The following is a 26,182-nucleotide window of genomic DNA, read 5'->3' as shown; positions in this document are numbered from 1 at the left end:
AGGCTGTCACATGCACACATCACCGACGCGTTGGGCAACTATGGACGGCAACGATGCCGCCGCCCGCGTCGCCCATGCGCTCAGCGAAGTCATCGCGCTCTATCCCATCACGCCAAGCTCCGCGATGGGGGAATCGGCGGATGCCTGGAGCGCCGCCGGTCGCACGAACATCTGGGGCGCCGTCCCAGAGGTCGTGGAAATGCAGTCCGAGGCCGGCGCCGCCGGCGCGCTGCACGGTGTGGTCACGAAGGGTGTGCTCGGCGCGACCTTCACCGCGTCGCAGGGCCTGCTGCTCATGCTGCCCAACATGTACAAGATCGCCGGCGAGCTCACGCCCGCCGTCATCCACGTGGCCGCCCGCACGCTGGCGACCCACGCGCTCTCGATCTTCGGCGACCACCAGGACGTCATGAGCGCCCGGATGACCGGCTGGCTGATGCTGGCCTCCAGCTCCGTGCAGGAGGCCCAGGACCTGGCGATGGTCTCCCACGCGGCCACGCTGCGCTCCCGGATCCCGGCGATGCACTTCTTCGACGGCTTCCGGACCAGCCACGAGGTCAACAAGATCCAGCTGCTGTCCAACGAGGACATGCGCTCGCTGATCCGCGAAGAGGATGTCGTCGCGCACCGCCAGCGCGGCCTCACCCCCGACGCGCCGACGGTGCGCGGCACGGCACAGAACCCTGACACGTTCTTCCAGGCCCGCGAGGCCTGCAACGTCTTCTACGACGCCGCCCCGGCCATCGTGGCCGAATGCATGGCGGAGCTGGCCGAGCTCACCGGCCGGGAATACCACCTGGTGGACTACTACGGCGCCCCCGACGCCGACCGTGTCGTCATCATGATGGGCTCCGGCTTCGGCACCACCCGCGAGACGGTGGACGCCCTCAACGCCGCCGGCGAGAAGGTCGGCGTCCTCGCCGTCCGCCTCTACCGCCCGTTCCCCACCGAGGCGCTGCTGGAGGCCCTGCCGGCCAGCGTGCGCAGCATCGCGGTCCTGGACCGGACCAAGGAGCCCGGCGCGACGGCCGACCCGCTGTTCCAGGACGTCCTCGTGGCGCTGTCCGAGAACCCCGGCAGGTTCGAGTTCATGCCGCGGCTCATCGCGGGGCGCTATGGCCTCTCCAGCAAGGAGTACTCGCCGGCGATGGCCAAGGCCGTCTTCGACGAGCTGAAGTCGGACAGCCCCAAGAAGCGGTTCACGGTCGGGATCGTCGACGACGTCACCCACCTGTCGCTGGACTACGACCCCGACTTCCGGCCCGACGCCGAGTCCCTCACCGCTGTGTTCTACGGACTGGGCTCGGACGGCACGGTTGGCGCGTCGAAGAACTCGGTGAAGATCATCGCCGAGGACGACGGCCGCTACGCCCAGGGCTACTTCGTCTACGACTCCCGCAAGTCCGGCGCGACGACCGTGTCGCACCTGCGCTTCGGGTCCAAGCCGATCGACGCGGCGTACCTCATCGACGAGGCCGACTTCGTCGCCGTGCACCAGTTCGAGATGCTGGGCCAGATGCGGACCGTGGACATCGCCAAGAAGGGCGCCAAGGTCCTCATCAACAGCCCCTTCTCCGCGGCCGAGACGTGGGAGAACCTGCCCGTCGAGGTGCAGCAGGTCATCATCGACAAGGGCCTGAAGCTCTACGTCATCAACGCTCTCGACGTCGCCCACAAGGCCGGCCTCGGCAAGCGCATCAACACGGTCATGCAGCCGTGCTTCTTCTACCTCTCAGGGGTCGTCCCCCAGGAGGACGCGATCCCGCGGATCAAGGCCTCGGTGGAGAAGTCCTACGGGAGCAAGCGCGGGCGCACTGTCGTCGAGCGCAACTGGGCCGCGATCGATGCCTCCATCGACGCCCTCGAGGAGGTCCAGATCCCCGCCGGTGTCGCCGGCGACATGCACCGCATGCCGCCGCTGCCCGACGCGGCCCCCGACTTCGTCCAGCAGGTCACCGCGACCATGCTGCGCGGCGAGGGCGACCTGCTCCCGGTGAGCGCGCTGCCCGTGGACGGCACGTGGCCGACCGGCACGAGCAAGTTCGAGAAGCGGGGCATCGCCGACCAGATCCCGATCTGGGACCCGAGCCTGTGCATCGACTGCGGCAAGTGCGCGATCACCTGCCCGCACACCGCGATCCGGATCAAGATCATGCCGTCCGACGCCCTGGAAGAGGCCCCCGAGACCCTGCAGTCGAAGAAGTACAACGACCGCAGCCTCAAGGACCACAAGCTCATCGTCCAGGTCGCCCCGGACGACTGCACCGGCTGTGGCGTGTGTGTCGACGTGTGCCCGGCCCGCAGCAAGACCGAGGTCAAGCACAAGTCCATCAACATGCGCAACCGGCGCGAGCACCTCGAGGTGGAGCGGAACAACTTCGACTTCTTCCTCGACATCCCAGAGGTCGACCGCACCGCGGTCCGGATGGACCAGGTCAAGGGCGTCAGCCAGCTGCAGCCGCTCTTCGAATACAGCCTGGCCTGCTCGGGCTGTGGCGAGACGGGCTACATCAAGACGCTGACCCAGCTGTTCGGCGACCGCATGGTCATCGCCAACGCCACCGGCTGCTCCTCGATCTACGGCGGCAACCTGCCGACCTCCCCGTGGACGACGAACGCCGCCGGCCGCGGCCCGGCCTGGAGCAACAGCCTGTTCGAGGACAACGCCGAGTTCGGTCTCGGCATGCGCCTCGCGTGGGAACAGCAGAACAGCGAGGCACGGCGGTACGTCGAGCAGCTGCGCGGCGCCCTGCCCGCCGAGCTGGTCGACGGCATCCTCGACGCGGACATGTCCGACGAGGCCGGCCTGGCCGCTCAGCGCGAGCGGGTCGAGCAGCTCAAGGCCGCCCTGGCCGGCATGGACGAGCCGATCGCCAAGGCGCTGCTCACCCTCGCCAACGAGCTGGTCGACAAGTCGATCTGGATCATCGGCGGCGACGGCTGGGCCTACGACATCGGCTACGGCGGCCTGGACCACGTCCTGGCCTCGGGGCGCAATGTCAACGTGCTCGTGCTGGACACGCAGGTGTACTCCAACACGGGTGGCCAGGCCTCCAAGGCGACCCCGCGGGGCGCGGCGGCCAAGTTCGCGGCCTCCGGCAAGGCGACCCCGAAGAAGGACCTCGGCATGATCGCCCAGGCCTACGGCAACGTCTACGTCGCGCAGGTCGCGCTGGGCGCCAACCAGCAGCAGACCATCCGGGCCTTCCAGGAGGCCCAGGCGTGGGACGGGCCGAGCCTGATCATCGCCTACTCGACCTGCATCGCCCACGGCATCGACATGGAGACGTCGATGACCCACCAGGGTGACGCGGTGTCGACGGGGTACTGGCCGCTCTACCGGTTCCGCCCCAGCGACGAGGAGCACACCCAGCCGTTCCACCTGGACAGCAAGGCCCCGGTGGGCGCCGTGTCGGACTTCATGACCGGCGAGGCGCGGTTCGCGATGCTCAAGCGGTCCCACCCCGAGCGGGCGGACGAGCTGTTCCGGCTCGCCCAGCAGGACGTCGACGAGCGCTGGCGCTACTACAGCCAGATCGCCGGGGTCGAGCGGGTCCTGCCCGGCGACACGGTAGGCATCCCGGTGCCCGAGGAGGGCCCCGAGCCCGAAAAGGTTCCCCAGCCCGGCAACGTCACCAAGGATGAGTCATGACCGCCACGAGCAGCCCCGACACCAGCGCTGGTCCCGACCTGTCGACCAGCTACCTCGGCCTGAACCTGTCCGGGCCGGTGATCGCGTCGGCTAACCCGACCACGCGCACCGTGGAGTCGATGCTCGCGCTGGAGGCGGCGGGTGCGTCCGCGGTGGTCCTGCCGAGCCTGTTCCAGGAGGAGGTCGAGGCCGAAGAGATGGCCGTCTTGGACCTCATGGACATGGGCGGGGAGTTCGCCGAGTTCGACTCGGCGCCCCTGGCCGAGGTCGACACCTCCGGCCTCGGCACGGACCGGCACGTCCGCCTCGTCCGCGAGGCCAAGGACGCCCTCAAGATCCCCGTCATCGCCAGCGTCAACGGCACCCAGCAGGGCGGCTGGGCGCTGTACGCCAAGATCCTGGCCGATGCGGGAGCCGACGCCGTCGAGCTCAACCTGTACGGCGTCAACACCGACCCGAACCTCGATGCGAACACGATGGAGTCGCAGTACCTCTCCATCATCGAGACGGTGAAGAAGGCCTTGTCGGCGCCGCTGGCGGTGAAGATCAGCCAGAACTACATGGCGCTGTCGAACTTCGCCAAGCGCGCCCAGGACGCCGGCGCCGACGGCCTGGTCCTGTTCAACCGGTTCCTCGGCCCGGACATCGACCTGGCCGAGTTCCAGGTCCACCCGAAGGTCGCCCTGTCGACCCCGGGCGAGCTCCGGGTGCGGATGCGCTGGATCGCGATCCTGCGCAGCCAGCTGCCGCAGCTCAGCCTGGCGGCGACCGGCGGCGTGCACTCGGCCGAGGACGTCATCAAGACGCTCCTGGTCGGCGCGGACGTGGCGTGCGTCGCCTCGGCCCTGCTGCAGCGCGGGCCCGGCGTCATGACCGAGCTGGTCAACGGCGCGCGCGACTGGATGGCCGAGCGGGACTACAGCTCGGTGCAGCAGCTGCGCGGCAGCATGAGCTCGACCTCGGTCGACAACCCCGGTGAGTTCGAGCGGGCTCAGTACGTCGAGGCCATCAAGTCCTGGACCCCGGACCGCTGAGCGAGCTGAAACAGACGCCGGCGACGGCGTACGAACGGGGGCGGGTTTCCTTTCGGGAAACCCGCCCCCGGCACGTCGTACGGGTGACGTCGGCTGATGTCCGGCAACCCGGGCAAGCTTGGCGACGAGCCCTTCCCCCACGTCCCCCGGCACAGCGCCGCCGCGCGGCGGCGGTTCGTCAGGTGACGTCGTTCATGTCGCCGTACGCCACCGGGTTCTGGCTGTTGTTGTCCAGCGGGTCGGATTCCCCGATGAACGGATGGTCGGGCAGAGGTTGCCCGATGATGGCGATACGGTCGCCGTGGATGGTGAGACCGTCGATCGTCCCCACCATGCGCACGATCCCCGCATGCGCCACGATCAGCCACTGCGAGGCGATGACGCGGTCGGCCTGCATGCGCCAGACGCCGCGCCCGCGCAGCCACGTCTCGTGCGGCGAGGCGCCCTCGCGATAGCCCACCCGCTCCCGGCCGAGGGCGTCGTTCGTCACCGCCGGATGGTCCGGCCCAAGCCGCACGCGGACGAGTTGCGGACGCGGGACGGAGGGGTACGCCGACGGCACGCCGAGCTGCTCCAGGATCTCGCGCTCCCGGGACTGCTTGGTCTGCGAGGACTGGGTCAACACGCTGGCGATGACCGACTGGTGCTGGCCGTCAAGGGAATCCCAGCGGGCGCCGAAGGTCTGGTCGGGGTGGCGCAGGTCGGGGTTGAATCCCGCGATCTCGGCGCAGATGCCGAGGAAGGCCCGGTCCCCGCTGGAGAGCACGTTCTGGCTGGCGAGGTAGGCGATCTTCGCCCAGTCGATCTGGGGCTCGGGTCCGTCGCCAGTGACGAACGCGGCGGCCTTCGCGAGCACCGAGGGTGCACTGGCCAGGATCGCGGCCGCATCCTCGCGTGCCTGGGTCAGGGCGAAGTCCATGACATCAATACTAAACAGATCCTTGCCCCCGCCACCAGAAGAAGGCTAGACTCTTGCCATAGTTAGAGAGACCAACACCGGAGTCAAAGGAGTTGACGGGGTCCCATGGACGTACGTGAGCAGATCGCCAAGCTCGAAGGGCTCGACTTCTCGAGTCTCTACCAGGACGACTTCCTGCTGACGTGGGACAAGTCGGACGACGAGATCCGCGCGGTGCTCGCCGTCGCCGACGCCCTGCGTGGGCTGCGGGAGCAGAACAAGAGCTGCCGGATCTTCGACTCCGGCCTCGGCATCAGCCTGTTCCGCGACAACTCGACCCGCACCCGGTTCTCCTACGCCTCGGCCTGCAACTTCCTCGGCCTGGAAGAGCAGGTCTTCGACGAGGGCAAGTCCCAGGTCGCCCACGGCGAGACGGTCATGGAGACCGCCAACATGATCTCCTTCATGGCCGATGTCATCGGGATCCGCGACGACATGTACATCGGGAAGGGCCACACCTACATGCAGGCCTTCTCCGAGTACGTCCAGATGGGCTACAAGGAGGGCGTGCTCGAGCAGCGGCCCACCCTCGTCAGCCTGCAGTGCGACATCGACCACCCGACCCAGTCGACGGCCGACCTGCTGCACCTCATCCACACCTTCGGCGGGCTGGAGAACCTCAAGGGCAAGAAGCTGGCGATGACGTGGGCCTACTCCCCCAGCTACGGCAAGCCGCTGTCCGTGCCGCAGGGCATGATCGGCCTGATGTCCCGCTTCGGCATGGACATCGTGCTGGCCCACCCGAAGGGCTACGACGTCATGCAGGAGCCGATGGACGTCGCCGCGAAGTACGCCGCGCAGACCGGTGGCTCCTTCCGCGTCACCAACGACATGGCCGACGCCTTCGACGGTGCCGACATCGTCTGCCCGAAGAGCTGGGCGCCGTTCGCCGCGATGGAGGAGCGCACCGAGCTCTACGGCAACGGCGACACCGAGGGCATCAAGGCCCTGGAGAAGCGGCTGCTGGCCCAGAACGCCGAGTTCAAGGACTGGACCACCACCGAAGAGCTGATGAAGTCGACGAAGGACGGCAAGGGCCTGTACATGCACCCGCTGCCGGCCGACATCACCGGGCTGTCCTGCAAGGAGGGCGAGGTCGAGGAGAGCGTGTTCTCCCGCTATCGCGTCCCGATGTATCAGGAGGCCAGCAACAAGCCGTACTCGATCGCGGCCATGATCTTCCTGCAGAAGGTCAAGGACCCGATCGCCAAGCTCAACGACCTGCTGTCGAACGCCGCCCCCCGCTGGCGCCAGTGAGGCTCGGGGCGGGCGCCGGACAACCGACGCCGCCCGTCGCCCGCCCCGACCCCCTGCGGCGTCCCCACGACGTACGAATGAAGGAGAACAAGCCATGGCCGACATCGACTACGCACGCGTCAACGAAGTAGCGGAGAGCTACCGCGAGGACATGACCCGCTTCCTGCGGGCCCTCATCAAGAACAAGGGCACCAGCTGCGAGGAGGAGGCCAAGGCGCGCCTCATCGTCGCCGAGATGGACAAGCTCGGCTACGACCGCACCCGCATCGACGGCCTGGGCAGCGCCATCGGCTACCTTGGCACCGGCGGCAAGGTCGTCTGCTTCGACGGCCACATCGACACCGTGGGCGTCGGCAACATCGACAACTGGAAGTTCGACCCGTTCGAGGGCATGGAGGACGACGAGGTCATCGGCGGCCGCGGTGGTTCCGACCAGCTCGGCGGCGTCGTCTCCGCGGTCTACGGCGGCAAGGTCGCCAAGGACCTGGGCCTGCTCTCCGACGAGTTCACCTACATGGTCACCGGCACGGTCCAGGAAGAGGACTGCGACGGCATGTGCTGGCTCTACCTGATCGAGGAAGAGAACGAGAAGCCCGACCTGGTCGTCTCCACCGAGCCCACCGACCACGGCATCTACCGCGGCCACCGCGGCCGCATGGAGATCCGCGTCGAGGTCGACGGCGTCTCCTGCCACGGCTCCGCCCCCGAGCGCGGCGACAACGCGATCTACAAGATGGCCGAGATCCTCCTGGAGATCCGCGACCTCAACGACAAGCTGCACGTCGACGAGTTCCTCGGCAAGGGCACCGTGACCACCTCGGAGATCTTCTTCACGAGCCCGAGCCGCTGCGCCGTCGCCGACTCCTGCGCGATCTCCCTGGACCGCCGCCTCACCGACGGCGAGACCTGGGAAGGCGCGATCGAGGAGATCAAGGCGCTGCCGAGCGTGCAGAAGTGGGGCGCGCGCGTCTTCTGCTACGACTACAAGAGCACCGCCTGGACCGGCAAGGAATACGGCCAGCAGTGCTACTTCCCGACATGGGTCATCCCCGAGAACTCCCCCGAGGTCCAGTCGGCCGTCGAGGCGCACCAGGGCCTGTTCGGTGAGCCGCGCGTCGACAAGTGGACGTTCTCCACGAACGGCGTCGCCACCGCGGGTCGGCACCACATCCCGACCATCGGTTTCGGCCCCGGCAAGGAGGCCCAGGCGCACGCCCCGAACGAGCTGCAGTGGAAGGACGACCTGGTCCGCTGCGCGGCGCTGTACGCGTGCCTGCCCTCGCTGTACGTCGAGCACATGGCCGCCTCCGGCGACGCCAAGACGCTCGTCAGCCAGCTCTGATTCACCCCGCCCACCCGCTTCGGGGCGGTTCCCGACGGGAACCGCCCCGAAGTCGTCTCATCGGAAGGACTCATCCATGTCGCGCATTCTCGTCTCGTTGGGCGGCAACGCCCTGGGCACCGACTTCGACGAGCTCGTCGAGACGGTCGGGATCATCGCCAAGCCCCTCGTCGGCCTCATCGCCGACGGTCACGAGGTTGTGGTGTGCCACGGCAACGGCCCCCAGGTCGGCATGATCAAGACCTCGATCGACCTGGGCAAGGCGGGCGCGCATGACGACCGCGTCGTCCCGCTGTCCGAGTGCGTCGCGATGAGCCAGGCCTACATCGGCTACCACCTGCAGAACGCCATCGAGAACCAGTTGCACGCGCACGGCATCGAGGACAAGACCGTGGTCACGGTCATCACCCGCGCGGTGGTCGACGCGGACGACCCGCTGTTCTCCCGGCCGACCAAGCCGATCGGGGCCTTCTTCACCAAGGAGCAGGCGGACGACTACGTCGCCAAGACCGGCAAGACCTTCATCGAGGACTCCGGCCGCGGCTGGCGCGAGGTCGTGGCCTCCCCCATCCCGCAGCGCATCCTCGAGCAGGACTCCGTGCGTCACCTCGTGGTCAGCGGCCACGTCGTGATCGCCGGCGGCGGCGGCGGAATCCCCGTGGTGTTCCGCGACAACTGGTACAAGGCCATCGACGCGGTCATCGACAAGGACCGTACGTCGATCCTGCTGGCCGCCGACACCCAATGCGACGACCTGGTCATCCTGACCGGGGTCGAGAAGGTGGCCGTCGACTTCAACACGCCGACGCAGCGCGACGTCGACCAGATGACGCTCGCGCAGGCCGAGGCGTGGATGGCCGAGGGTCAGTTCCCCGAGGGGTCGATGGGGCCGAAGATCCAGGCGGCCATGGACTTCGTCCGCTCCGGCCCCAACCGCAAGACGCTCATCACCTCCCTCGACAAGCTGGTGGAGGGGCTGCGCGGCGAGACCGGCACCTGGGTCGTGGCCTGATGCCCGCGGCCCCGGACGCCACGTCGGCGCCCCCGAACGGCGTACGTCGTGGGGTGGTGACCGGATATCGGTGCGCGACCTGCGGGCGGTCGGTGCCCATCGAGGAGGTCTACCCGTGGCGCTGCCCCGCGGCGGCACCGGGGGACGCGCACCACGTCCTGCATCCCGTGGTCGACGGCCCCGACCCCGAGGTGATCGAGGACCCGAGTCCGTTCGTGGCGTACGGTCCCTCGCTGGCGTGGTGGGCCTTCGCGCGGGCGCACGGGATGACGCCGGAGCGCTGCATCGAGCTGACCCGCCAGGTGGCGGCCGGGTTCCACGTGACGCCCTGCGCGCCACACCCGGCGCTGTCGCAGCAGCTCGGGGCCGACGTCTGGGTGAAGAACGAGACGGGCAACGTCGGCGGCTCGCACAAGGCGCGCCACCTCGTGGGAATCCTGCTGCACCTACGGGCCTGCGAGGAGCTGGGGCTCGTCGAGGGGCCGCGGCGGCCGCTCGCGATCGCTTCGTGCGGCAACGCGGCCATCGCCGCGTCGACGCTGGCGCGCGCGGCGTCCTGGCCCATCCAGGTGTACGTGCCCGAGACGGCCAGCCCCGCCGTGCTGCGGACGCTGGCCGACCTGGGCGCGCGGGTGCACCCCTGCGGCCGTACGCCGGGGGTCCCGGGCGACCCGGCAGTCTTCGCGTTCCGCGAGGCCGTTGCGGCCGGCGCCATCCCGTTCAGCGTGCAGGGCCCGGAGAACGGCCTGTGCCTCGACGGCGGGCGCAGCATCGGCTGGGAGGTCGCCGATGTGCTCGGCGGCGACCCCACCGGCACCCGCGTGCTGGTCCAGGTCGGCGGCGGCGCGTTCGCCGCCTGCATGGGCTGGGGCCTGGGCTCGGGCGTGCGGCTCGACACGGTCCAGACCGAGGGCGGCGCCCCGCTGGCCCGCGCCTGGGAACTGGCGGCCGCCGTGCCCGTCGGCGAGCTCGGCTCCCGGTGGTCGGAATTCATGACGCCCTGGGACGACCCGCACAGCCTGGCCGACGGGATCCTCGACGACGAGACCTACGACTGGCAGGCCGACATCGCGGTCATGCGCGCCTCCGGCGGCCACCCCATCGTCGTGGCGGAGGAGCAGGTCGTCGCGGCGGACGAGCTGGTGCAGTCCCTGGGCCTGCCGGTGTCCCCCACGGGGACGGCGGGTCTGGCCGCGCTGCTGCCCGGCGGGGGTCCGGGCACCGGCGTCCGCCCCGGCGAGCGGGTCGTCGTCGTCTTCTCCGGGGTCCGGCGGTAGCGGGCGCCCCGCGTCCTTGGTGCTCCACGCCACCCGGCGTGGAGCTGACCCCATGCCATCCACTGTGCATGTCGTGCGCAGTGGATGGCATGGGCGTTTTGGTGCAGATTCCAGATGTGGATGAGCACGTGCGCGACCGCCTCAAGGCGAAGGCGACGGCAGAGGGCAATCTGCCTCACTGCCCATCTACGTCGACTCCTCGCGAACGACGCCTCCTCCATCGCGCTCGCCGAGGCTCTCGACGTCCCCTGGTCACCCGCGACGCCCGGATGGCGCGCGGCGCCCCGCCCGGCGTTCGCGTCGACGTGCTGTGAGCGGTCGTCGTAGTCTCCCGGGATGACCACCGTTCCGCGCGCTGACCTGGTGGCCGCGCTCACCCAGGCCCGTTCCGAGGTGAGTCGGCGGGTCGCCGAGTTCGAGGAGACGACACGGGCGTACGCCGACGCGCGTGGCGATGCGGACACCGACGACGAGCACGACCCCGAGGGATCCACGCTCGCCTGGGAACGAGCGGCCGCGGCGTCCTCCGCGGAGGCCGCCGCCCGGCACCTGGCGGAGATCGACGCCGCGCTGGCGCGCGTGCGGGCCGGCTGGGACGGCGCGTGCCTCGACTGCGGCCGCCCGATCCCGGCGGACCGGCTCGCCGCCCGACCCTCGGCGAATCGCTGCGTGTCGTGCGCGCAACGCTCCCGAGCCTGACCCGCCCGCCTGGCGTTCCGGACCAGTCCGGGCTCCCCCATACGAAGCTGCGCAGACGGCGGTACGCCGGGTGCCCACGGCTCCCGGCGTACCGCTTGCTCGTTCTTGCGCCTAGTGCTTCGAGGCGGCCTCCGTCGGGGCGCCGGCCGCGGCGGTGGCCGGGGCACCGAAGGTCGCTTGCGGACCGCCGAAGGTGTTCGGCTCCTCCTTCTTGTACGCCGTGCCCCGCAGCGGCAGGGAGTACCGGCGCTTGCCGTCCCGCTTGTAGTACGCCCACGCGGCGGCCGGGGCCGTCGGGATCAGGCAGATCTCGCCCATGCCCTTGGCGCCGTACGCGTACGGCAACACCCCTGGGCCCTTGACGAAGCGCACCTCGACCTCGGGCATCTTGTCGGCCCGCATGAGGCCCAGCTTGCCGTAGCGGGTCTGCGGCACGCCGCCCTCGACCACGAACTCCTCGGTGAGCCCGTAGCCGATGCCCATCATCACGCCGCCCTCGATCTGGCCGACCGCGGACTGCTCGTTCATGACGGTGCCGACGTCATAGACGGCGAGGACCTTGTCGATCTCGCCCTTCTCGTTGAGCGTGATCATCTGCGCGCCGTAGCCGTAGGCCACGTGGCTGACCGGGTTCTCCTTCGGCGAGTCGACCACGTCGGTCTCCGGCGAGAACTCGCCGTACCACTCCTGCCCCTCCAACCGCGCGAGGTCACCATCGACCGCGGTGAAGGCGTCGCGCAGCTGCACGGCCGCGAGGCGGGTGGCCTCGCCGGTGAACAGGGTCTGCCGCGATCCGGTGGAGGTGCCCGAGTCGGGGGTGCGCGAGGTGTCCGGCAGCTCGAAGACGATCTGGTCGGGGCGCAGCTCGACGGTCTCGGAGAGCACGTGCACGCAGACCTGGCCGACGCCCTGTCCCATGCAGGACGCGGAGGTCCGGATGTGGACCTTGCCGTCCTCGACGGAGAGGATGCACCGGCCGGTGTCCTTCAGGCCCATGCCGACGCCGGTGTTCTTGTGCGCGATGGCCAGGCCGGCCTCGGGGTTGGCGTAGAAGTCGCCCTTGAGGTCCTCGAGCACCTCGGCGATGCCCGTGGACTCGTCGGCGATCTGGCCGTTCGGCAGCGAGTCGCCGGGCCGCACCACGTTGAGGTAGCGCATCTCCCACGGGTCCAGGCCGACCTTCTCGGCCAGCTCGCTGACGCAGGTCTCCATCCCGAACTGGCTCTGCACGACCCCGAACCCGCGGAACGCGCCGGACGGCACGTTGTTCGTGTAGAGCGCCATGCCGAGGACCTCGAAGTTCTCGATGGCGTACGGGCCGCCGGCGTGCGTGCACGCCCGCTGCAGCACCGGGCCGCCGAGCGAGGCGTAGGCGCCCGTGTCGGAGAGGATGACCACGCGGCAGGCCGTGAGCTTGCCCTTCTCGTCGCAGCCGACCGTGAACTCCATGTGCATCGGGTGCCGCTTGACGTGGTAGTTCAGCGACTCCGTGCGGGTGAACTTCACCTTGACCGGCTTCTTCAGGTGCCAGGCCATGAGCGCGGCGTGGTGCTGGACGCTCATGTCCTCCTTGCCGCCGAAACCGCCGCCGACATACGTCGCCTGGCTGCGGACCTTGTCCAGCGGCAGCTTGAGCATGCGGCTGATCTCGTGCTGCTCGTCGTACACCGACTGCGAGCTGGTCCACATCCGCACGCCGCCGTCGCCGTCGGGGGCCGCCACGGCGCACTCCGGCTCCATGAACGCGTGCTCCTGCCACGGCGTCGCGAACTTGTGCGTGACCGTGTGCGCGGACTCGCGCAGCGCCTTGTCGACGTTGCCGCGCTTGGTGTGCTCGATGTCGAGCACGTTGCCGTTCTCGTGGATGAGGGGCGCGTCGGGGCGCAGCGCTTCCTGCGGCGACGTGACCGGCGGGCGGGACTCGTAGTCGAGCTCGATGAGCGCAATGATCTCGTCGAGCTTGTCCTGGTCGTCGGAGGCGACCAGGGCCAACGCATCGCCCGTGTAGCGCGTCTCGGTGCCCACCGGGATCAACACGTCCCAGTCGCTGCTGATGTGGCCGATCTTGTTCTCCGGCACGTCCTCCGCAAGCAGGATGGCGAGGCAGTTCGGGTGCGCCTTGGCCGCCGTGGTGTCGATGGCCTTGACGAGCCCGCGCGGCGAGGGCGAGCGCAGCGCCTTGGCGAACACCATCCCGGGCAGCCGCACGTCGTCCGCGAACTTGCCGGTGCCGAGCACCTTGTCCGCGACGTCGGGCCGGTGCGCGCGGTCGGAGAGCCGCTGCCGCTCGTTCGAGGTCTCCACGGCGGCGTCGCTGCGGAGCATGTCGCCGGCCATGAGGATCGCATCGAAGATCTGGCGGTAGCCGGTGCACCGGCAGATGTCCGTGCGGATGGCCTTCTTGACGTCGTCGAGGCCCGGCTCGGGGTTCTTGTCGAGCAGCGCCTTCGACACCATGACCATGGCCGGCGTGCAGAAGCCGCACTGGACGGCACCGGTCTCGCCGTAGGTGTGGACGTAGACGTCCTTCTCCCGCTCGGAGAGGCCCTCGACCGTGAGGATGTCCTGGCCCTCGAACTGCTTGGCGGGGCGGTTGCAGGCCTTCACCGGCTTGCCGTTGGCGAGCACGATGCACGTCCCGCACGTCGAGTCGTCGCAGCCCACCTTGACTGACAGGGTGCCGATGACCTCGCGCAGCGCGTGCACGAGCATGCGGTCGCCGTCGACCTCGTGTTCCTGGCCGTTCACTCGTAGCTTCATCTGCACTCCTTCGACTCGCTCAGCTGATGTGTGGGTCGGGTAGCCCGCGGGGCACGAACCGGCCGGCGGGGCGGTGGTCGGTGGGCTCACCGTCGCGGACGACGGCAGCCCCCCGGAGGAAGACGTCGCGGACGCGGCCGGTCAGCCGCAATCCCTCGTACGGCGAGTGGTCGGTGGCGTCGTGGAGGTCGGCGTGCCGCACCACTCGCTCGTGGGAGGGATCGTAGACCACGACGTCCGCATCGCTGCCTGGAGCAAGCACGCCCTTGCGGGGGTACATGCCGAAGTACTTGGCCGCGTTCGTCGCGGTGACCGCCACGAACCGCTCGAGACTCAGGCGCCCGGCCGCCACGCCGTACGTGTAGAGCAGCGGCAGCCGCAGCTCCAGCCCGGGTCCGCCGTTGGGGGTGTGGGCGAAGTCCTCGGCGGCGGCCTTCTGGCCCGCCAGGGTGAACGAGCAGTGATCGGTGCCGACGAACTGGATGGTGCCGTCGGCCAGCGCGTCCCACAGCAGGTCGTTGTCCTGCGGCGTCCGCAGCGGCGGGCTCATCACATAGGCCCGGCTGGCCAGCTCATCGACGTCGGGCTCGCCGTAACGGGAGCCGTCCAGCACCAGGTACTGCGGGCAGGTCTCGACGACCATCCGCGCCCCGCGCTCCCGCGCCGCCCGGATCTCCGCCAGCGAACCGCCGGAGGACAGGTGCACCACGTAGTGCAGGGCGTCCAGCGGGGTGGCGATCACGCCGAGCCGGTTGATCGCCTCCCGTTCGAGTTCCGCCGGTCGGGAGGCGCGGTGATAGTACGGCGTGTGCCGGCCGGCCGCAACGTACTCCTGCACCAGCGCGTCGACGAGGCGCCCGTTCTCGCAGTGGAACCCGATCGTGGTACCGAGGGCCGCGCTGGCCCGCAGGGCCGCGCGGATCTCGTCGTCCTCGACCATCATCGAATGCCGGTAGGCCATGTAGAGCTTGAACGAGGTGACGCCCGCCTGGACCGCCGCACCCATCTGCTCGGCGAACTCGTTCTTCCACTCGGTCATCGCCAGGTGGAAGCCGTAGTCGCAGGACGCGACGTCGGCCGCCTTGGCGTGCCACCGCGCCAGCCCGTAGGCCAGCGTCTCGCCGTGGAACTGGGTGGCGAAGTCGAGCACCGTGGTGGTGCCGCCGGCGACGGCGGAACGGGTGCCGCTGGCGAAGTCGTCGGCGGTCGTCAGGCCCGGCCCGCACTCCAGGTCCAGGTGGGTGTGGCTGTCGATGCCGCCGGGCAGCACCAGGCAGCCGGCGCAATCGAGGACCTGCTCCCCGGCGCTGGTGCCAGGTCGCCGACGGCGGAGACGACGTCGCCGTCGATGCGCACGTCGGCGCGTCGCGACCCCTCGGCCGCGACCACCTGGCCGCCACGCAGCAACGTCGTCATCGTCTCCGCCTTCCGTCAGCGTGCGGTGGGAGCCGGGTAGACCCCCACTCGAGGCATCGTCACATCTGCGCCCAGACCCGCGGGGCGCGTTCGCGCGACCGGGCCAGGATGGCGTGCTCGTCGACCGTCTGGATCTTCCGGTCCCGCATGATCCACCGGCCGCCGACCATCGTGTCGTTGGTCATCGCGCCGCTCATCCCGAACAGGATGTGGCCGACGGTGTTCGCGCCGGTCATGGGGGTCTGCGGGACGTACCAGACACTGATCAGGTCCGCATAGGCGCCCGGCTTGAGGACGCCCAACGGCTTGCTCCAGAACTTGCCGGCGATGGCCGGGTTGTTCGCCAGGAGCAGGGTGGCGGCCTCGCCGAAGCCGACCGTGGGGTCGCCGAGCCGGTGGCTCTGCGCGATCTTGGCCACCGACGCGGACTGGAACATGTCCGCCAGGTAGGCGTCGGTGCCCAGCCCGATCCGAATCCCCTTGCGCAGCTGCTCGGTGACCTTCGTCAGGCCCACGGCATTGCCCATGTTGGAGTGCGGGTTGGTGACGACCGAGGTGTCGGTGTCCTTGATGAGGTCCATCTCGGCCTCGTTGATGTGCACGCAGTGCACGAGGATCGACTCCGGACCGAGCATCCCGAAGTCGGCGAACCGCTCGACGATGCGCTTGCGGGTGAGCCCCTCGCAGTGCGGCTCGTCCTCCGGGCCCTCGGCGGTGTGCACGTGGAACCCGCCGGGCACCCCGGCATCCTGCACCGCGGCGGCGCACCGCTCCAGGGTGTCCTGGCTGACGGTGAACGAGGCGTGGATCCCGAACAGACCGCGGATCAGGTCGTCGCCGTCGCTGCCGTTGGCCGCCTTCAAGAACGAGACGTTCTCCTCGATCTGCTGGGCGAGGATGTCCGCGCCGTCGCGATCGGAGGTCTCGTAGCACAGGCTCGCGCGGATGCCGAGATCGCGGGCCGCCTTCGCCTGGGTGGTCAGCGACCCCGGTACGGCGTGCGGGCTGGAGTGGTGGTCGATGACCGTGGTGACGCCGGCCCGGATGGACTCCAGGAACGTGGTGGCCGTGTTGAGCTCCACGTCCTCCAGCTCCAGGAGCCGGTCGAGCTTCCACCACATCTTCTCCAGCACCCCGGTGAAGGTGCTGCCCTGTTCGCTCGGGGCCAGGCCCCGGGCGTAGTGGCTGTAGGCGTGGGTGTGGGCGTTGATGAGGCCGGGCATGATGACCCGCCCCGCCACGTCGACGGTCTCCTCGCCGGGGTTCGCCTGCAGGTCGGCCGCCGGGCCGACGGCGACGATCTCGTCGCCCTCGACCCGGACCGCGCCGTGCTCCAGGAACGGGTTGTCGGGGTCGTTCGTGATGACCGGTCCGCCGGTGATGATCATCGGGCGAGCACCTCCGTGGGGGCGAGCAGGTAGGGGTAGCTGCCTTCGAGAACGTCGAGCACGCGCGTCATCTCGTCGGTCATCTTGTTGGCGGTCTGGAAGTCCAGCGACTGGCTGTGCTCGAAGACATCGCCACCGGGCATCCGCACCAGGTAGCTGTGCTCCCCGACGGCCAGGAAGCCCGGGTTCGTCGAGTCGTCGAAGTCCTCGCGGGTCCAGAACACCGTGAGCTTGTCCTTGTAGGGCAGCCCCGCGTGCGGGCAGAACGTCCCACAGGTGTTGCACTCGTTGCACAGGCCGTCGATGTGGACGATCTGCCGCGGGTCGGAGAAGCCCGGCACCGTGATCGCCACGTTGGCGCGGTTGGGGCAGACCTCGGTGCAGATCTCGCAGATGTCCTGGCAGGTCAGGCAGCGCCCGCCCTCGGCCTTGCCGTTGATCTCGGCGATGAGCAGGCCGCGCCGCTGGTAGACGGGCTCCGGGGCCTGGTGCACCGTCGGGTGCGGCCGCGCGTAGTCGGCGGTGATGCCCACGCTGGCGAGGATGGCCTTGCAGGCCACCTTGGCGTCCCCGATGGCCTCGACGATGGTCGCGGGGCCGCGCCGGCCGTCGCCGATGACGTACACGCCGGGCACCGTGGCCTGGTAGGTCTTGTCCAGCACCGGCCGGCCGCGGCCGTCGAGCTGGATGCCGTTCTTCGTGTACGGCTCGGTGATCAGCGTCGCACCGGTGGCGCCGACGACGGTGTCGAACTGCATGTCGGTGAACTCGCCGGTGCCCTTGACGGAGCGGCGGCCGCTGGCGTCGACCTCGGACAGGCTCATCCGCTCGACCCGCAGGGTCGTGCCGTCGTAGCTGATCGGCGCCAGCAGCTGGTGCATCGTCAGGCCCTCACCGCGGACGAGGTTCACCTCGTGCTGGGTGGCGGGCATGAACGGCTCCGTGCGCCGGTAGACCAGCTCCGCGACCTCGCAGTCGGCCAGCCGGCTCGCCGTACGGACGCAGTCCATCGCGACGTCCCCGGCGCCGATGACGGCGATGCGCTTGCCGTAGTCCTGCTTGCCCTCGTTCTGCGTCTTCCACAGGAAGTCGAACGCGTCGACGATGTTCTCGCCGCCCTCGGTCACCGGGCTCGGGCACTTGCCCCACGCGCCGGTGGCGACGATGACGTGGCTGTAGGACTTGCGCAGCTCGGTGACGTCGTACGTCGGGTCCGCGTTGAAGTGGAACCGTACGCCGAGCGCCACGGCGAGCTCGTAGTCGCGCTGGATCTGGTCCCGGTCGATGCGGAACTTGGGGATGATGTATTCCACGACGCCGTACGGGCCGTCGAGCTTTTCGTAGACCTCGACGTCCATCCCGTTGCGGCGCAGGAAGATCGCCGAGGCGATGCCGGCCGGGCCGGCGCCGATGATCGCGACCTTGTCGGACGTGGCCAGCTCCGGCGCCGTCGTGGCGCCGATGTAGTCGGCCTGCGCGCCGTCGGAGGCGACGAGCTTGACGCCGCGCATGTCGATCGAGCTGTCGTAGTCGAGCCGGGTGCAGTGGTCGCGGCACTGCTCCGAGCACAGCACGCCGGTGATCGTCGGCGCCGTGTTGTCCAGGGCGATGACGTCGAAGGCCTCCTTGAAGCGGCCCTGGCTGGTCAGCGTCAGGTACTCCGGGATCTGCTGCTCGATCGGGCAGCCGCCGTGCTCGCACGGGGCCTTGTAGCAGTCGGTCAACGGCAAGGCGGACTGGGTCTTGCGCGAGCGGATCTTCTCGCGCCACCGCTTGTGGAAGCGCTCGTCGGTGAAGATGGCGTCCACCGCGGCGTCGAGCTTGGCCACGTCGATGCCGGCGTAGTCGGTCATGACCGCGGCGGTCTCGTCGGCCATCTGGTTGAACCGCATGACGCCGCCGGGCTTGAGGATCGTCGTCGCGACGGTCACCGGCTGGATGCCCGTCTCCAGCACGTCCTTGATGTTGAAGGCGTCGATGCCGCCGGAGAACGAGATCGGCAGGGTGCCGTCGAAGGCGTGCGACAGCTTCTGCGCCAGCGACAGGGAGAGCACGTAGAGGCTGCGCCCCGACATGTACATCTCCTCGCTCGGCAGCTCGCCCGCCGCCACCTGCACGGGGAAGGTGTTGGTGAGCTTGACGCCGAACCGCAGCCCGAGCCCCGTCGCGGTCTCGGTGAGCCGCTGGAACATCGGCACCGCGTCCTCGAACTGGAGGTCGGCCTTGAAGTGGTGGTCGTCGAAGCTGATGTAGTCGAACCCGAGCCGGTCCAGCGCCTCGCGCGCGTAGTCGTAGCCGAGCATCGTCGGATTGCACTTGACGAAGGTGTTGAAGCCCTTCTCCGTCAGCAGGTAGTGCGCGATCTTCTCGATCTCGTCGGCCGGGCAGCCGTGCAGCGTCGACAGCGTGCAGGACCGGGTGATCTGGGGGTCGAGCTCGTCGAGGTCGGCCTGGGTGAAGTGCGTGAAGTCGCCGAGGCGCTGCTGCACCCAGCCATAGCACTCCTGCCAGATCGCGGTCTTGCTGGCGTCCTTCATCCCCTCGAGGTAGGTGTCGACCTTGGCGCCCTTGATGCCCTCCAGGTCGTAGCCGACGCTGATGTTGTAGGCGACGTCCTTGACGCCACCAAGTCCCAGCTCCTTGCCGAACACCGCGATGGCGAAGTAGGCCTTGATGTATTCGTCGAAGGCCTGCGGCACCGTCAGCTCGGTGGACCACTCGCAGTTGTAGCCCTCGTCGGTCGCCTCGATGCAGGGCTTGGCCACGGCGTGGCGGATCTCCTCGCCGTCCATCTTCTGAACGGTCTTGAGCTCCATGAACCGGGCGCCGGAGAGGTAGGCGACGAGGATGTTGTTGGCGAGCTGGGTCTGGGGACCAGCGGCCGGCCCGAGCGGGAGGGCCACCCGATCCCCGAAGGAGTTGGTGATGATCGCCGGCTGCTCCGCACGCCAGAAGTGATCCCGGCGCACACCGAAGATTGAGCCGTCGGACTTCAGCTCCTCCTGCGCCCACCGCATCAGGTGGTCGAAGGAGAGCGGACGCATGAGGTCACCCATGATGGCCTTCCTTGTCTATGGCGGTCTTGTCACAAGCGGGTGTCGGTCACGAGCAGGTCGAGCCACAAGCGGGTGCTCGGCGCAGGCGGCGGGGCCGCCCCCGCAATGGGGGGCGCACCCGCCGCTGCTGCCAGGGCGGAGCGGGTCGAGCGATCAGTGCAGCGGGTCGCGCGGGGCGGGGGCGGCCGGGCCGGTCGCGCCGCGGGGGGTGTCGGGCAGAGCGTCGATCATCTCGTGATCCACGGCGCGCGCGGGACGGTGCGCCCGCAGTTCGTGGGCGGATCCGTCGCTGCCCTTGCCGAGCACGTTGTAGAAGAGGTTGAGCAGGAAGGCGACGATCGCGGCGGCGCTGATCCCGGACTCCAACACCAGGCCGATCTCGTGGGGGAAGCCGCCCCAGAAGCCGCGGCTGATGTAGCCGGGCACGGCCGGCAGCAGGCTGGGCAGCACGCCGAACGCGATGGAGACGGCCACGATGACCAGGTTGTTGTTGCCGTCGTAGTTGACCTTCGACAGCGTCCGGATGCCGGAAGCGGCCACCGAGCCGAACAGGGCGAGGCCTGCGCCGCCCAGGACCGGCAGCGGAATGATGTTGACGACCGCGGCCAGCCACGGCGACAGGCCCAGGATGGCGAGGATGACACCGCCGACGGTGACGACGAACCGGCTCTTGATGCCGGTGAGGGCCACGAGGCCGACGTTCTGGGCGAACGCGGTCGCCGGGAAGGTGTTGAACATCGGGGCGACGGTCGAGCTGAGCATGTCGGCGCGCAGCCCGTCGGCGACGCGGTGGCTGGGCACCTCGCTGCCGACCACCTCACCGACCGCGATGATGTCCGCGGTGGTCTCGACCATGACGACGATGAAGACGATGAGCATGGAGACGATCGCGCCGATCTCGAAGATCGGGGCGCCGAAGTGGAACGGCGTCGGGAACGCGAGCGGCGAGCTCTTGGACAGGTCCAGGGTGTTGATCGTGCCCTTGGGGAACGTCATGAACGTGTTGAGCACGTAGGCCACGATGGTGCCCAGGGCCAGGCCGAGCAGGATCGCCAGGCGCGCCAGGCGCTTGATGCGGTAGAGCACCAGCACGATCGCCAGCGTGATGAGGGCGAGGATGACGTTGTTCATCGAGGCGAAGTCGGGGTTGGCGATAGGGCCGGCCTTGCCGTCCTTGACTACGGTGATGGTGGGCTGGCCGGTGATCCACTTGCCGGCCACCGGCATCAGCGAGATGCCGATCACCGTGATGATCGATCCCGTCACCACCGGCGGGAAGAACCTGATGATCTGGGCGAAGAGGGGCACCACCGCGAAGGCGATGATGCCGGCGACGATGCACGCGCCGAACGCGGCCCGCAGCCCGTCGGTGCCGCGCGAGCCGATGATCGTCAGCAGGGTCGAGACCGACGCGAACGAGATGCCCTGCACGAGCGGCAGCTGGGAACCCAGGTAGGGCACGCCGTAGGACTGCAGGACGGTGGCGATGCCGCTGACGAAGAGCGCACAGGAGAGCAGGAACGCCTTGCCGGCGCTGTCGAGGCCGGCCGCGCCGCCGATGATGATCGGCACGCTGATGATGCCGCCGAACATGGACAGGATGTGCTGCAAGCCGTAGCTGAGCATGCCGCCTGGGGAGAGTCGCTCGTCCTCGGGGCGCTGGCCCACCGGCGTACCGGGGCCGTCGAGTGTCGCAGCCGACATCGGATACTCCTTCGTTGGATATATCTACTCGCCCCGATGCCTCGGTGACAATCCCCAAGGGTGAGTAGACCTTGCTCAGAGTATTCTGCTCCCGATCCGGCCCGAGATTCCAGTAACGCCGACCCCGTGTGATCTACCTCACTCCAGAAGCTCCGGGGTGTCCCGATCAACACCCGTCGCCAGGTCCGCGCACGGCACGGAGACGACGTCCGAGCGACCCTGCAGCCACCCGCGTCCGCCCTGGTCAGCACGTGCGTGAGCGGCCATCGCGGACCAATGCCGGCGATGCACCGCCAGGGGGTGGCCGGGAACTCCGTGGTAGCTGGCTCGCGCGATCCCCGTCGCCGCTGCGGCGGCGACCACCCGACGTACGACGTCCGCCCCCACGTCCGGGAGGTCGACGAGGTGAAGGACGGCCAGGTCAGCGGGGGTTTTCCGGAGTTCTGACAGCGCGCAGCGGACGGACGAGCCCAGGCCGGTCGCCCAGTCCTCGTTGACGACGGAGCGAGCCGGGGCGGGAACGGGCACCACCGCGGCGCCCAGGACGACGACGACCTCCGCGCAACCGCCCCTGAGCAGCGCGGTTGTCGCCATATCCAGCCACCTGCCGCCCTCGGCCAGGACCTTCGGCATGCCATAGCGGGTCCCGGCCCCGGCAGCGAGAACCACCCCCGCAACCCGTGGCGGATCGATTGATGTTGGCGATACTTTCGGGAGAGTCACGAAAACCTTGCCCTTTGCGCCGGGTTGGCGCCAGCGCCCTGCCTACCGGCCCGGGGCGACCGCAGGCCACTCTGGTGTCGAGAGGAGTCGATCATGAGGGACATCATCCGCGATCTTGCTGGCTGGGCCCGCTCCGGCCAGGAGTTCGCCGTGGCCACGGTGGTGCGCACCTGGAACTCGGCGCCGCGGCCGGTGGGGGCCTCCATGGCCCTCGGCGCGGACGGGGAGGTCGTCGGCAGCGTGTCGGGCGGCTGCGTCGAGGGCGCCGTGGTCGAGGTCTGCCGGGAGGTGTTGACCGACGGGACCGCCCGCCGGGTGCGCTATGGCGTGTCGGACTCCTCGGCGTACGCGGTGGGCCTGACCTGCGGCGGCACCATCGAACTCGTGGTCACGCCGGCCGATGCGCAGCTGCGCGCCGCGGTGCGGACGCTGGAGGCAGGCCTCGCCGAGCACACGCCGTACGCGCTCGTCACCCTCGTCGAATCCGCGGACGGCGAGGTCGGCGAGCCCGCCAACGGCTCGACGCTGCTGCCCTCGTGCCCGCGGATGCTGCTCGACGGCGCGTCCGAGGCCGCCACCGGCAGCCTGGGCGAGCCCGGGCTGGACCACGCGGTCGCCGCCGACGCGCGCGGCCTCCTGGCCGCCGGCGAGACCGGGCTGCTCCAGCTCGGGCGCCGGGGCGAGCGGCGGATGAGCGAGGTCACGGTCTTCGTGGAGTCCTACGCGCCGCCGCCGCGGATGCTCGTCTTCGGCGCCATCGACTTCGCCGCGGCAGTGGCCCGGATGGGCAAGTTCCTCGGCTACCACGTCACGGTGTGCGACGCGCGACCGGTGTTCGCCACCGCCCGGCGGTTCCCGGACGCCGACGAGGTGGTCGTGGACTGGCCGCATCGCTACTTCGATCAGGTCGTCACGGACGACCGCACCGCGATCTGCGTGCTCACCCACGACCCCAAGTTCGACGTCCCCCTGCTGGTCAAGGCGCTGCGGCGGCCGGCGGGATACATCGGCGCGATGGGCAGCCGCCGGACCCACGAGGACCGCCTCGAGAAGCTGCGCGGCGAGGGCATGACCGACGCCGAGCTGGCCCGGCTGCGCTCCCCGATCGGGCTGGACCTGGGCGGCCGCACCCCGGAGGAGACCGCCGTCTCGATCGCGGCCGAGATCGTCGCGCTCCGCTGGGACGGCACCGGCCAACCCCTCACGGTCACCGGGACGCCGATCCACCGGGAGTCGCTGGCCACGCTCGACGCCGCCCGCTGACGACCCGAGCCGGCTGGCGCCCGCGCAGGGCGCCACACCGGGGACTCCGGCAGCAACCGGGGCCAACTACTCGGGCGAATTACACTGGGCGCGAACGAAACTGCGCCCGACGAGAGCTGACCCGATGCGACCGGTGCCCCGGCTGTTGACGACGAGCCTGTGCGCCGCGCTGGCCGCCGGGTGCACCGCCGCGCCGGCGGGTCCGCTGCCCCTGTCCGGACCGCCAGTGGCCGAGACCGCGAGTGCCGCCAGCGGGCAGCCCGGCGCGCCGGAGGGGCCGGCCCACATCACGCGCGCCTTCGGCGGCGATGTGCACTTCGAGGAGTACGTCGCCGACCTGCTGAAGGACCCCCAGCAGTCCTTGGCCGACCTGCGGGGCACGCTGGGCGCGGCGGACTTCTCGATGGTCAACCTGGAGACGGCGCTGACCACCGGCGGCGCCCCCGAGAACAAGTCCTTCACGTTCCGCGCTCCGCCGAGCGCGTTGCCGGCCCTGCAGTCGGCCGGGGTCGACGCGGTCAGCCTGGCCAACAACCACGCGGTGGACTACGGCCGGACGGGCCTGGCGGACACGCTCGCCGGGCCACGCGCTGGTCCGCCGCAACGGGCGAGGGCGTCGCCACCAGCCAGCACCCACAGGCGCTCGCGTTGCTCCGGGCGGCCACCCGCACGGCGGCCGCCGAGGCCGATGTCGTCGTGGTGATGATGCACTGGGGCACCGAGTACGCGACCTGCGCCGACGCCCCGCAGACCGCCACCGCCACGGCCCTGGAGGCCGACGGGGCGGATGTCGTGGTGGGCGGCCACGCGCACCGGCTCCAGGGCGGGGGTTGGCTGGGCCGCAGCTACGTGGGCTACGCGCTGGGCAACTTCGTGTGGTGGCGGTCGGCGGAGCCGGAGGCCCGCTCGGGGGTGCTGACGCTGACCGTGGACGCCCAGGCCGCGCGGGACCGAGGCCGCGCCTCCGGCGCCGCACGACGTACGGCCTCGTCCCTGATCACCTCCGCGGCCTGGGCCCCGCTGCTGATCGGCACCGACGGCGTCCCGCGCCCGCCTGCCGACGCTGCCACCACGACGCGCCTGCGGGGCATCTGGGACGACGCGGTGGCCTGCAGCGGGCTGCGTGCTACCGCAGGATGAGCCCGCCTCCCGAGCCGGAGGCTGTGTCGTCGATCACCATGTCGAGGCGTTGACTCACGAACTCAATTTCGTGAAACTAACTGCAGTTCACGACCCCCCACGCGACGGCCTGACCGGCCTAGACTCGGCCACACCGGGACCGTGCGTCCCGGACGTCCCCGGGTTGGCCGCTGCAATCGACCTCTCGAACCCACACCCACCCCCGAAAGGACACCCCATGAGCACGGACCTCTACCCCCTCGGCGAGGCCCCTCCGCTGGGTGAGGTACCCGCCCAGATGCACGCCTGGCTGATCCGGCCCGAGCGCTTCGGCCCCCCGATGCAGGCCTTCGCCCAGGAGGTCGTCGACGTCCCCGACATCGCGGACGACGAGGTACTGGTCTACGTCATGGCGGCCGGGATCAACTACAACAACGTGTGGGCCGGCCTCGGCGTACCCGTCGACGTCATCGGCGCCCGAAACAAGGCCTTTGCCCGAGGCGGCATCGGCGACGACAAGCCCTTCCACATCGGTGGCAGCGACGCCTCCGGCATTGTCTACCGGGTCGGCAAGGACGTCACCAACGTCAAGGTCGGCGACGAGGTGGTCGTCCACTGCGGCACCTGGGACCGCAACTGCCCGAGCGTGCTCAAGGGCATCGACCCGATGTATTCACCGAGCTTCCGCATCTGGGGCTATGAGACCAACTACGGCAGCTTCGCCCAGTTCACGAAGGTCCAGGCCCAGCAGTGCATGCCCAAGCCGAAGAACCTCACCTGGGAAGGCGCGGCGGCCTACACCCTGGTCGGCGCCACCGCGTGGCGGATGCTGCACGGCTGGGGCGAGAACGCCGTCAAGAAGGACGACGTCGTGCTCATCTGGGGCGGGGCCGGCGGTCTCGGCTCGATGGCCATCCAGATCGCCCGCGAGGCTGGCGCGATCCCGATCGCGGTCGTCTCCGGCGAGGACAAGTTCGACTACTGCATGAACCTGGGCGCCAAGGGATGCATCAACCGCAACGACTTTGACCACTGGGGCATGCTCCCGCACTGGAAGGACGAGGCCGCTTACGGGACCTGGCTCAAGGGCGCCCGCGCCTTCGGCTCGGCCATCTGGGACGTCCTGGGCGAAAAGCGCGGGCCCAACATCGTCTTTGAGCACCCGGGTGAGAGCACCATCCCCACCTCGGTCTTCGTGTGCGAGACCGGCGGCATGGTGGTCGTCTGCGCCGGCACGACGGGCTTCAACGCCACCGCCGACCTGCGCTACCTGTGGATGCGCCAGAAGCGCCTGCAAGGCTCGCACTTCGCCAACGACGTCCAGTCGTACCAGATGAACGAGGTGGCCCTAGCCGGCCGCCTGGACCCGTGCCTGTCTCGGGCGTTCACCTACAACGAGGTGCCCGACGCCCACCAGCTCATGTACGAAAACAAGCACCCCCACGGCAACATGGCCGTTCTGGTCGGCGCCCCGGACTTCGGTCTCGGCGCGTAGACGGCGCGGGGCATTCGTCCCCCGGAC

General features: G+C 69.6%; 17 protein-coding genes and 2 pseudogenes. 11 read left to right on the top strand and 8 right to left on the bottom strand.

Features of this window, described 5'->3' with window-relative positions; genetic code table 11:
• Positions 1–10: 10 nt before the first annotated feature.
• On the top strand, positions 11–3,652 hold the full coding sequence (gene nifJ / locus IPK37_16905; protein ID QQS00490.1) for a pyruvate:ferredoxin (flavodoxin) oxidoreductase: 3,642 nt from the start codon (positions 11–13) through the stop codon (positions 3,650–3,652).
• Positions 3,649–4,686 carry a dihydroorotate dehydrogenase-like protein gene (locus tag IPK37_16900; protein QQS00489.1) on the top strand — a complete coding sequence of 346 codons (1,038 nt, stop codon included), beginning with the start codon at positions 3,649–3,651 and terminating at the stop codon, positions 4,684–4,686. The genes nifJ and IPK37_16900 overlap by 4 nt, the downstream gene beginning before the upstream one ends.
• 178 nt (positions 4,687–4,864) lie before the next feature.
• On the opposite strand, the gene IPK37_16895 is transcribed toward IPK37_16900, so the two are convergent.
• The gene (locus IPK37_16895; GenBank protein ID QQS00488.1) at positions 4,865–5,605 is read right to left on the bottom strand and encodes a hypothetical protein; all 741 of its coding nucleotides are present in this window, start codon (positions 5,603–5,605) and stop codon (positions 4,865–4,867) included.
• A gap of 105 nt (positions 5,606–5,710) precedes the next feature.
• On the opposite strand from IPK37_16895, the gene ygeW reads away from it, so the two are divergent.
• From ygeW to IPK37_16870, 5 genes are all read left to right on the top strand, one after another.
• Complete coding sequence (ygeW, locus tag IPK37_16890; GenBank protein ID QQS00487.1) at positions 5,711–6,901, top strand: knotted carbamoyltransferase YgeW; 1,191 nt, start codon at positions 5,711–5,713, stop codon at positions 6,899–6,901.
• A 94-nt stretch (positions 6,902–6,995) separates the two neighbouring features.
• Positions 6,996–8,243, top strand: coding sequence for a YgeY family selenium metabolism-linked hydrolase (locus IPK37_16885; GenBank protein ID QQS00486.1), 1,248 nt, complete (start codon positions 6,996–6,998; stop codon positions 8,241–8,243).
• Positions 8,244–8,319: 76 nt separating this feature from the next.
• A complete protein-coding gene (locus IPK37_16880) occupies positions 8,320–9,255 on the top strand; it encodes a carbamate kinase (GenBank protein QQS00485.1) in 936 nt (311 codons plus the stop codon).
• Positions 9,255–10,532 (top strand): PLP-dependent lyase/thiolase, encoded by a 1,278-nt coding sequence (locus IPK37_16875; GenBank protein ID QQS00484.1) that lies wholly within the window; start codon positions 9,255–9,257, stop codon positions 10,530–10,532. Before IPK37_16880 ends, IPK37_16875 begins: the two co-directional genes overlap by 1 nt.
• Positions 10,533–10,868: 336 nt before the next feature.
• Entirely contained in the window at positions 10,869–11,231 is a 363-nt protein-coding gene (locus tag IPK37_16870) for a TraR/DksA C4-type zinc finger protein (protein QQS00483.1), read from the top strand.
• A gap of 111 nt (positions 11,232–11,342) precedes the next feature.
• Here the strand turns inward: IPK37_16870 and xdh are convergent, their stop codons facing one another.
• The 6 genes and pseudogenes from xdh to IPK37_16840 all read right to left on the bottom strand — a co-directional run bounded on the left by xdh (position 11,343) and on the right by IPK37_16840 (position 22,188).
• Positions 11,343–13,991 carry a selenium-dependent xanthine dehydrogenase gene (xdh, locus tag IPK37_16865; GenBank protein ID QQS00482.1) on the bottom strand — a complete coding sequence of 883 codons (2,649 nt, stop codon included), beginning with the start codon at positions 13,989–13,991 and terminating at the stop codon, positions 11,343–11,345.
• 19 nt (positions 13,992–14,010) lie between these two features.
• Positions 14,011–15,407, bottom strand: a pseudogene (gene hydA, locus IPK37_16860) (dihydropyrimidinase).
• A gap of 59 nt (positions 15,408–15,466) precedes the next feature.
• On the bottom strand, positions 15,467–16,795 hold the full coding sequence (ssnA, locus tag IPK37_16855; GenBank protein ID QQS00481.1) for a putative aminohydrolase SsnA: 1,329 nt from the start codon (positions 16,793–16,795) through the stop codon (positions 15,467–15,469).
• On the bottom strand, positions 16,792–19,851 hold the full coding sequence (ygfK, locus tag IPK37_16850) for a putative selenate reductase subunit YgfK (GenBank protein QQS00480.1): 3,060 nt from the start codon (positions 19,849–19,851) through the stop codon (positions 16,792–16,794). The genes ssnA and ygfK overlap by 4 nt, the downstream gene beginning before the upstream one ends.
• A 153-nt stretch (positions 19,852–20,004) precedes the next feature.
• Complete coding sequence (locus IPK37_16845) at positions 20,005–21,555, bottom strand: purine permease (GenBank protein QQS00479.1); 1,551 nt, start codon at positions 21,553–21,555, stop codon at positions 20,005–20,007.
• 138 nt (positions 21,556–21,693) lie between these two features.
• Positions 21,694–22,188 carry an NTP transferase domain-containing protein gene (locus IPK37_16840; GenBank protein ID QQS00478.1) on the bottom strand — a complete coding sequence of 165 codons (495 nt, stop codon included), beginning with the start codon at positions 22,186–22,188 and terminating at the stop codon, positions 21,694–21,696.
• A 183-nt stretch (positions 22,189–22,371) separates the two neighbouring features.
• Here IPK37_16840 and IPK37_16835 point away from each other — a divergent pair, with 183 nt between their 5' ends.
• The 3 genes and pseudogenes from IPK37_16835 (at position 22,372) to IPK37_16825 (ending at position 24,417) form a co-directional block, all read left to right on the top strand.
• A complete protein-coding gene (locus IPK37_16835; protein QQS00477.1) occupies positions 22,372–23,541 on the top strand; it encodes an XdhC family protein in 1,170 nt (389 codons plus the stop codon).
• A gap of 124 nt (positions 23,542–23,665) precedes the next feature.
• Positions 23,666–24,244, top strand: a complete 579-nt coding sequence (locus IPK37_16830; GenBank protein QQS00476.1) for a CapA family protein — start codon at positions 23,666–23,668, stop codon at positions 24,242–24,244.
• A pseudogene (locus tag IPK37_16825) lies at positions 24,127–24,417 on the top strand (CapA family protein). The gene IPK37_16830 and the pseudogene IPK37_16825 overlap by 118 nt, the downstream one beginning before the upstream one ends.
• Here IPK37_16825 and IPK37_16820 read toward each other — a convergent pair.
• Entirely contained in the window at positions 24,396–24,575 is a 180-nt protein-coding gene (locus IPK37_16820; protein QQS00475.1) for a hypothetical protein, read from the bottom strand. The pseudogene IPK37_16825 and the gene IPK37_16820 overlap by 22 nt on opposite strands.
• A gap of 323 nt (positions 24,576–24,898) precedes the next feature.
• Here IPK37_16820 and ccrA point away from each other — a divergent pair, with 323 nt between their 5' ends.
• A complete protein-coding gene (ccrA, locus tag IPK37_16815) occupies positions 24,899–26,155 on the top strand; it encodes a crotonyl-CoA carboxylase/reductase (protein ID QQS00474.1) in 1,257 nt (418 codons plus the stop codon).
• The last annotated feature ends 27 nt before the right edge of the window (positions 26,156–26,182 follow it).

The sequence above is a fragment of the Austwickia sp. genome, assembly GCA_016699675.1.
In the GTDB taxonomy this organism is placed as follows: Bacteria; Actinomycetota; Actinomycetes; order Actinomycetales; family Dermatophilaceae; genus Austwickia.
The sequence above is the reverse complement of the archived record's forward strand: the minus strand, read 5'-3'. Positions and strand labels throughout refer to the sequence as shown.